Source organism: uncultured Marinobacter sp. (assembly GCF_963974375.1).
In the GTDB taxonomy this organism is placed as follows: Bacteria; Pseudomonadota; Gammaproteobacteria; order Pseudomonadales; family Oleiphilaceae; genus Marinobacter.
This window is the reverse complement of the sequence record NZ_CAXBDN010000218.1, coordinates 1-7,701: the sequence shown is the minus strand read 5'-3', so window position 1 is coordinate 7,701 and position 7,701 is coordinate 1. Positions and strand designations below refer to the sequence as shown.

The window sequence follows — 7,701 nt, the reverse complement described above, 5'->3', positions numbered from 1 at the left end:
TTGGCTGGATTACCGCTAGCCCGTACCATTACGCGTTTGTCACCCTTCCCGGCCAGCAATGGCCAGAACCTGATTCTGTTGTGAGGCTGTCCTGCATGCTTGAAAAACTGTTCCAACTGCGAGCTCACGGAACAACTGTCAAACGGGAAGTGGTGGCCGGATTTACCACATTTCTGACCATGGCCTACATCGTCGTGGTCAATCCCTCGATCCTGTCTTCCACCGGGATGGACTTCGGTGCGGTCTTTGTGGCTACGTGTCTGGCCGCTGTTATCGGCACACTGATCATGGGCCTGTGGGCCAATTACCCGATTGCCCTTGCCCCGGGCATGGGGCTGAACGCGTTTTTCTCGTTCACCGTTGTTGGCAGTATGGGTTACAGCTGGGAGGTGGCACTGGGGGCCGTATTCCTGTCGGGTTTCCTGTTCTTCCTGCTGAGTATTTTCAAGGTCCGGGAATGGATCATCAACAGCATACCCCTGTCGTTAAGGTTCGGGATTTCTGCGGGCATCGGCTTCTTTCTGGCGTTGATTGCCTTCAAGAATGCCGGCGTTGTGGTGGACCATCCCGCTACCCTGGTGGGCCTCGGTGACGTCAAGTCCCAGGAAGCCATTCTGTTTTTCGCAGGTTTTGCGGTTATCTGCGCCCTGTCTTTCCGCCAGGTCACCGGCGCGGTGATGATCGGCATCATCCTGATCACCGCAGTTGCCATGGCCCTGGGCCTGGTGCAGTACGATGGCCTGATGTCGGCGCCTCCGAGCCTGGCACCCACCTTCATGCAACTGGACATTGCCGGCGCCCTGAACATCGGCATGATCTCGGTGGTGTTTGCATTCCTGTTCGTGGATCTGTTCGACACCTCCGGCACCCTGATCGGTGCCGCACAAAGAGGCGGACTGCTGGACAAGGATGGCAAACTGCCACGTCTGGGCCGTGCCCTGATGTCCGATTCGGTCGCCACCATGTCCGGTGCCGCTCTGGGCACCTCGACCACCACCAGTTATATCGAGTCCACTGCCGGTATCGCCGCCGGTGGCCGCACCGGCCTGACAGCTGTGGTTGTCGCACTGCTGTTTCTGGCCTGCCTGCTGTTTTCACCCATTGCCAGTGTGATTCCGCCCTACGCCACAGCACCGGCACTGCTCTATGTTGCCGTACTGATGACCGCCGGCCTGAAACTGATCGACTGGGATGACGTAACCGATGCAGCGCCCGCCGTGGTCACCGCCCTGATGATGCCGCTGACCTTCTCCATCGCGGATGGCATTGCCCTGGGGTTCATTACCTACGCAACCCTCAAGGCCCTCAGCGGACGCTGGTCTGACCTGAACGTCAGTGTGGTGCTGATCGCCGTCATTTTCGTACTCAAGTTCATTTTCCTGGAATGAACCGAATCCGTCGCCGGAGGCAAGCAACAATGAGTTATCAGCATCAATGGAAAGACGGCACTGCCACCGGCTCCACCCCTGGCAAAATTGTCTGCGTTGGCCGTAACTACGCCGAGCATGCCCGGGAACTGAACAACCCCGTGCCCCCGCAACCGTTGTTGTTCATCAAACCGGCAACGGCCGCCTGCCCGCTGACAGCGCCCATAAAACTTCCCGCCAACCTGGGCAGCGTGCATTACGAAACAGAACTGGCAATCCTCATCGGCCGGCCGCTGACCCGGGCAAGTGAAACCGAAGCCCTGAACGCCATCGCTGGTGTCGGGCTTGCCCTGGACCTGACCCTCCGGGAGCTTCAGACCCGACTCAAAACGGACGGTCACCCCTGGGAACGGGCAAAAGGCTTTGACGGCGCCTGCCCGCTGTCCCCCTTTGTTCCGGTAAGTGAATTCGATTCCCTGGAAGCCCTGCAGTTTTCTCTGACCATCAACGGCGACATCCGCCAGCAGGGCGACACCCGGGACATGATCACGCCGTTGTTACCGTTGCTTGCCCATATCAGCGAAACCTTCACCCTGCTGCCCGGTGACGTGGTTCTCACCGGCACCCCGGCCGGTGTTGGCGTCCTGGAGTCCGGTCAGCACCTGAAACTGGAACTCAGCGGTAGGCTTGAGGTAGAAACCGGCGTAGAGTAGGTCATCCCAATCTCTGTGGCTCACGTATCGGTTGTATGTCCAAGAAACCCGTCACATCCCGTCGTGGTCGATTCCTCAAGCTTGCAGGCATGACCGCCAGCGTCGCCGGTCAGTATGCCGGTCAACGGGCCATGCGCATGCTTGGCCAGGAAAGCGAACAGAAACGCTCTGAAAACTACAGCCGTATGGCCGACCAGATCGTCGATACCCTTGGCGAGCTGAAAGGCGCGGTCATGAAAGTGGGCCAGGTGGCCTCCCAGACCCAGGATTTCCTGCCGAAAGAGTTTTCCGACGCCCTCCAGCGGCTCCAGAAAGAAGCACCCCCGATGCCTTTCGAGGTTATCCGGCAGCAAATAGAAAATGAGCTGGGCCAGCCCGTGCAGGAACTGTTCGGAAGCATTGACGAAGTCCCCTACGCCGCGGCGTCCATTGGACAGGTTCACCGGGCAGTCATGAAAGATGGCTCCGAAGTTATCATCAAGGTGCAGTACCCCGGCGTTGACGAGTCCTGCGATTCAGACCTCAAGCAGCTGCGCCTGACCCTGAAGCTGGGCGGCTTGCTGAAGATGCCGAAAGAGAGCGCTGACCGGCTGTTCGAGGAAATCCGGGTGCGCCTCCGGGAAGAACTGGACTACGAACTGGAAGCCAGCAATATCCGGCGTTTTCAGGCATTCCATACCCGCCACCCCTGGGTACGGATACCGGCGGTCATCGCCAGCCATTCAAGCCGTCGGGTGCTGACCATGGAACTGGTGGAAGGCGATCACGCGAAAGCGGTCAGCGCCGAGGTCTACGGACAGGACACCATCAACCTGATTGGCAAGCGCCTGTTCGAGGCACTTGCCGACCAGCTGTTTCATTTCCAGAGCATTCATGGTGATCCACATCCGGGAAATTTCGCGTTCCGGCCGGATGGCACCCTGATCATCTACGATTTTGGCTGCGTCAAGAATCTGCGCCCAGCCATTGTTGTGGCCTACCGGCACGCCCTCCTAGCGGCTCTTGACGAAGACTATGAAACCTTTGATCAGAAACTGATCGAGCTCGGTGCAAGGGTGGCCACAAAACCCATGCCGGCACCGGAATGGTATGCCCTGTGGCGCAGCATCCTGATGGTGCCCTTTGAAACCGATGAGCCGTTCGATTTCCGCCATTCAGAGGTCCACAAGGCTTTCGCCGCCCAGACCCATACCGTGTTCCGTTACCTGGATCATTTCAAGCCGGCGGTGGAGAGCATGTTCATTGACCGGATGATCGCCGGCCACTACTGGATCATGAAGGAGCTGGGCGTGCAGGCCGCCTTCGGGGAGAGCCTGAGGCGTTATCTGAGCGACAGTAACGACAGCACCGAACCCGCCCGTTAAGCGAAGCCCGGCGTTGCCCCAGGTACTATCTGCAACAGGTACTATCTGCAACAGGTACTATCTGCAACAGGTACTATCTGCCACAGGTACTATCTGCCACAGGTACTATCTGCCACAGCGCCGGCTCCGGATCAATCGAAGATCTTGCCCGGATTCATGATGCCGTTAGGGTCGAACACCTGTTTGATAGCGCGCAGATAACCGATCTCTTCCGGGCTGCGGGTGTACTGCAGATAGTCCTTCTTGACCATGCCCACCCCATGTTCTGCCGAGATGCTGCCCCGGTGACGCTGGACAATGTCGAACACCCACTTGTTGACCTGCTGGCATTTTTCGAAAAAATCTTCCTTCGCCAGACCTTCGGGCTTGAGAATGTTCAGGTGCAGATTGCCGTCGCCGATATGGCCGAACCAGATAATCTCGAAGTCCGGGTAATGCTCACGAACCACTTCGTCAATTTCAGTCAGGAACGAGGGCACCCTGGAGACCACCACGGAGATGTCGTTCTTGTAGGGTGTGCGCGGAGCAATGGATTCGGAAATCCGCTCCCGCAACTGCCACAGATTGGCCGCCTGGGTTTCACTCTGACTGATGACGCCATCGACGACCCAGCCATTCTCGACACACTGCTCGAACAGTCCCATGGCCTCATCCATCACTTCGGCAGACACCGCCTCGAATTCCAGCAACGCATAATAGGGTGCCTCTGACTCAAACGGTGCCTGCACCTGACCATGGGCCAGCACATGCTGCATGGCCTGGTGCGAGAAGAACTCGTAGGCGGTCAGGTCGATCTGCTTCTGGAAGCTCTGCAGTACATCCATGGTGTTGGTCAGATCCGCCAGCCCAAGCACCATGACCGTCAGGTTGGTGGGTTGACGGGTCAGCTTCATGGTCACTTCAGTAATGAACCCGAGGGTGCCCTCGGCACCGATGAACAGATGGCGCAGGTCGTAGCCGGTGTTGTTCTTTTCGAGATCCAGGTTCAGCTCCAGCACATCGCCCTTGCCGGTGACCACCTTCAGGCCCGCCACCCAGTCGCGGCTCATACCATAACGAATCACCTTGATACCGCCGGCGTTGGTGGACAGGTTGCCGCCAAGCTGACTGGAACCGGCAGAGGCGAAATCAACCGGATAGTAGAGGCCGTTCTCCTCGGCAAAGTTCTGCAACTGCTCGGTGACTACGCCAGGCTGACAACGAACCGTACGGTCGCTGGCACTGAACTCCAGAATCCGGTTCATGTTATCAAAGGCCACCACTACCTCACCGTTGGCGGCGACAGCACCCGCGCTCAGCCCGGTGCGGCCGCCTGAAGGTACCAGGGCGACCTGGTTGTCGTTGGCAAAGCGCACCAGAGCCTGCACCTGCTCTGTGGTTTTTGGCAATACAATGGCCACCGGATTCGGCGCAAACTGCCGGGTCCAGTCCTTGCCATAGGCCTCAAGGTCGGCTGGATCGGTGAGTACTTTGCCGTCATCAACGAGGGTTTTCAGGGTGGTGATTATCTGTTCTGGAGTCATCAGGATTCTGGTCTCATCAACGGTGAACAAGTCGGAACCGGGTCGGTCAGACGCAGATGTTCCGACGCGCTGTGAAAATCTGCGTTTATGGTATCATACCGCCCCTGTTCTGTGAGCCTGCCCAACCGTTGCCGCGTTGGCGCCAGCGCCACAGGTCTTATCTGGTCATACGACGCGTCGAAAGGTCTGGAAGCAAGCCAATGACACAAACGTCTCTCGAAAAGAGCAAAATTCGGATTCTGTTGCTGGAAGGGGTTCATCAGTCTGCCCTGGATACCCTCAACGCAGCGGGCTACACCAATATTGAGTATCTGAAGACCTCGCTGCCCGAAGACCAGTTGATCGAAAAAATGGCGGATGTCCATTTTGTCGGTATTCGCTCCCGTACCCAGTTGACCGAGAACGTCTTCGAGGCGGCGAAAAAGCTGGTGACAGTCGGCTGCTTCTGCATCGGCACCAACCAGGTAGACCTCCAGGCGGCAACCCGTCGTGGTGTCGCGGTCTTCAACGCGCCTTTCTCCAACACCCGCAGTGTGGCGGAACTGGTGCTGGCCCAGGCTATTCTGCTGCTGCGCGGCGTGCCCGAGAAAAGCGCCAGGGCGCACCGGGGTGAATGGCTGAAATCCGCCAAGGACAGCTACGAGATTCGCGGCAAGAAGCTGGGCATCATCGGTTACGGCAACATTGGCACCCAGTTCAGCGTGCTGGCCGAATCTCTGGGTATGGACGTGTATTACTACGACGTGGTGTCCAAACTCTCGATCGGTAATGCCCGTCAGGTGGGCTCTCTCAAAGAGCTGCTGAACCTGGCCGATGTGGTCAGCCTGCACGTACCCGAAACCCCGGCTACCAAGTACATGTTTGGTGCCGAGCAGTTCGCCCAGATGAAGCCCGGCAGCATTCTGATGAATGCGTCCCGTGGCACCGTGGTGGATATCGACGCACTGGCCGACGCTGTTCGCAGCGGCAAGCTGCTCGGCGCCGCCATCGATGTTTTCCCGGTCGAGCCGAAGTCCAACAACGAGGAATTTGTTTCACCGTTGCGGGAATTCGACAATGTGATCCTTACGCCTCACGTCGGTGGCTCCACCATTGAGGCTCAGGAAAACATTGGCCGCGAAGTTGCCGAAAAGCTGGCCATGTACAGCGACAATGGCACCTCGGTTTCTTCCGTCAACTTCCCGGAAGTTGCGCTGCCCTCTCACCCCAATCAGCATCGCCTGCTGCACATTCACGAAAACGTGCCCGGTGTGTTGTCTGAAATCAACCGGGTGTTTTCGGAGAATGGCATCAACATCTGTGGCCAGTATCTGCAGACCAAGGAAGACATCGGGTATGTGGTGGTGGATGTGGACAAAGCCTACGGTGAACTGGCGCTGGAAAAACTGCGTCAGGTGAAGGGCACCATTCGCTGCCGGGTACTGTTCTGAAAGCAGGACAAGCCTCCACGATAGCGGAAGGCACAAACGAAAACGGGCGCTCAAATGAGCGCCCGTTTTTTCATTGCCGACAGAGCCCTTACTGCATGGGCACCAGCGTCAGCTCAACCCGACGGTTCTGCTCACGACCCGCCGCTGTATCGTTGGACGCAATCGGATAACGCGGACCATAGCCGTTGGCACGGGTACGACGCGGCTCGATGCCCTGGTTCATCAGGAAATCACGTACTGAGCCGGCACGACGCTCACTCAGCAGCTGGTTATAGCTGAGGGCACCGGTGCTGTCGGTGTGACCATCAATCTGGATGATCGTCTTGTCGAACTCTTTCAGTACCAGCGCGACCGATTCCAGTGTACCGGTAAAGGACGGCCGGATAGAGGACTCGTTGACATCAAAGGTTACGTTGCCCGGCATTACCAGTTCTATCTGATCGCCATTGCGCACCACCCGCACACCGGTGCCTTCCAGCCTGTTGCGCAGCTCCGCTTCCTGGCGGTCCATGTAATAACCGATACCACCGCCCACAGCACCACCAGCGGCAGCACCAATCAAAGCGCCCTTGCCCCGGTCACTGCTACTGGACGTAGCCGCACCTACAGCCGCACCGCCTATGGCACCAATAATGCTCCCCTTGGTGGCACTGGAGGTTTTTTCTTCTCCGGTGTAAGGGTCATAGGTCATACAGCCGGTCAGTCCAAAAGCAGCTACCGAAAAAGCTATCAGCGTTTTTTTCATAGTGTTCTCCTGTTTCCATTTGCCCGGCGCTGGTCAGTCTCATGACAACCAGCGGACCGGTTAAAGGCGTCGATAATTCGGTTGAATACCATTGCCTGCATATCACGTGCTTCATTTACCAGATGGTGACGCCCACCCGGTATTCGTAATTCTTCGACTGAGGAAAATTTGTTACGGATGATCCTCAGGTTGTGCTGCCAATCCACGGTGCCGTCTTTCTCACCCTGGATAACCGTAACCGGAAAGTCTACCGGACGGGACGATTCAATGTGAGGCACCCATTGCCGCAATGCTGTGACCCAGTCGACATGAACCGCCCGTGCCTGCAGTGGGTCATGCTCCCGCAGAAAGGTCAGGAACCGGCCGTTGCTGCTGTTCTCGGCAAAGGCCCGGCGCCAGCGCCTCACAAACGGACGGGCGGCGCTATGCAGCACCCGGGCACCCAGCCAACCCACGGGACGCACCAGCGGTGCCAGCAGCACAACTGCGCAGAAATCCGAGGTGTTCCGATTGTGCCGGTTCGACAACAGGTAGTCGATCAGAATACCGCCACCAGTGC

Annotated in this window: 7 protein-coding genes; 4 read left to right on the top strand and 3 right to left on the bottom strand. The window is 57.9% G+C overall.

The features are described from left to right. Positions 1-95 precede the first annotated feature (95 nt). The 3 genes from AAC035_RS16140 to AAC035_RS16130 are packed head-to-tail and all read left to right on the top strand — an operon-like array spanning position 96 to position 3,444. Positions 96-1,388, top strand: a complete 1,293-nt coding sequence (locus AAC035_RS16140) for an NCS2 family permease (protein WP_339805948.1) — start codon at positions 96-98, stop codon at positions 1,386-1,388. A gap of 29 nt (positions 1,389-1,417) precedes the next feature. Next, the gene (locus AAC035_RS16135; RefSeq protein ID WP_339805946.1) at positions 1,418-2,080 is read left to right on the top strand and encodes a fumarylacetoacetate hydrolase family protein; all 663 of its coding nucleotides are present in this window, start codon (positions 1,418-1,420) and stop codon (positions 2,078-2,080) included. Positions 2,081-2,115: 35 nt separating this feature from the next. Next, on the top strand, positions 2,116-3,444 hold the full coding sequence (locus AAC035_RS16130) for an AarF/ABC1/UbiB kinase family protein (RefSeq protein WP_339805945.1): 1,329 nt from the start codon (positions 2,116-2,118) through the stop codon (positions 3,442-3,444). Positions 3,445-3,575: 131 nt separating this feature from the next. On the opposite strand, the gene AAC035_RS16125 is transcribed toward AAC035_RS16130, so the two are convergent. After that, entirely contained in the window at positions 3,576-4,967 is a 1,392-nt protein-coding gene (locus AAC035_RS16125) for an FAD-binding oxidoreductase (protein WP_339805943.1), read from the bottom strand. Between the two features lie 200 nt (positions 4,968-5,167). Here AAC035_RS16125 and serA point away from each other — a divergent pair, with 200 nt between their 5' ends. Beyond that, entirely contained in the window at positions 5,168-6,397 is a 1,230-nt protein-coding gene (serA, locus tag AAC035_RS16120; RefSeq protein ID WP_339805941.1) for a phosphoglycerate dehydrogenase, read from the top strand. Positions 6,398-6,485: 88 nt separating this feature from the next. Here serA and AAC035_RS16115 read toward each other — a convergent pair whose 3' ends face one another. Continuing rightward, the gene (locus tag AAC035_RS16115; protein ID WP_339805939.1) at positions 6,486-7,142 is read right to left on the bottom strand and encodes an OmpA family protein; all 657 of its coding nucleotides are present in this window, start codon (positions 7,140-7,142) and stop codon (positions 6,486-6,488) included. Then, positions 7,139-7,701, bottom strand: a 563-nt coding sequence (locus tag AAC035_RS16110) for an alpha/beta fold hydrolase (protein WP_339805937.1), incomplete at its 5' end; no start/stop codon positions are given. The genes AAC035_RS16110 and AAC035_RS16115, both read right to left, overlap by 4 nt.

Bases quoted from the DNA above. Each gene is read 5' to 3' on its own strand.
- AAC035_RS16135 (WP_339805946.1), top strand. From the start codon at position 1,418: ATGAGTTATCAGCATCAATGGAAAGACGGCACTGCCACCGGCTCCACC.
- AAC035_RS16125 (WP_339805943.1), bottom strand. From the start codon at position 4,967: ATGACTCCAGAACAGATAATCACCACCCTGAAAACCCTCGTTGATGAC.
- AAC035_RS16140 (WP_339805948.1), top strand. From the start codon at position 96: ATGCTTGAAAAACTGTTCCAACTGCGAGCTCACGGAACAACTGTCAAA.
- serA (WP_339805941.1), top strand. From the start codon at position 5,168: ATGACACAAACGTCTCTCGAAAAGAGCAAAATTCGGATTCTGTTGCTG.
- AAC035_RS16130 (WP_339805945.1), top strand. From the start codon at position 2,116: ATGTCCAAGAAACCCGTCACATCCCGTCGTGGTCGATTCCTCAAGCTT.
- AAC035_RS16115 (WP_339805939.1), bottom strand. From the start codon at position 7,142: ATGAAAAAAACGCTGATAGCTTTTTCGGTAGCTGCTTTTGGACTGACC.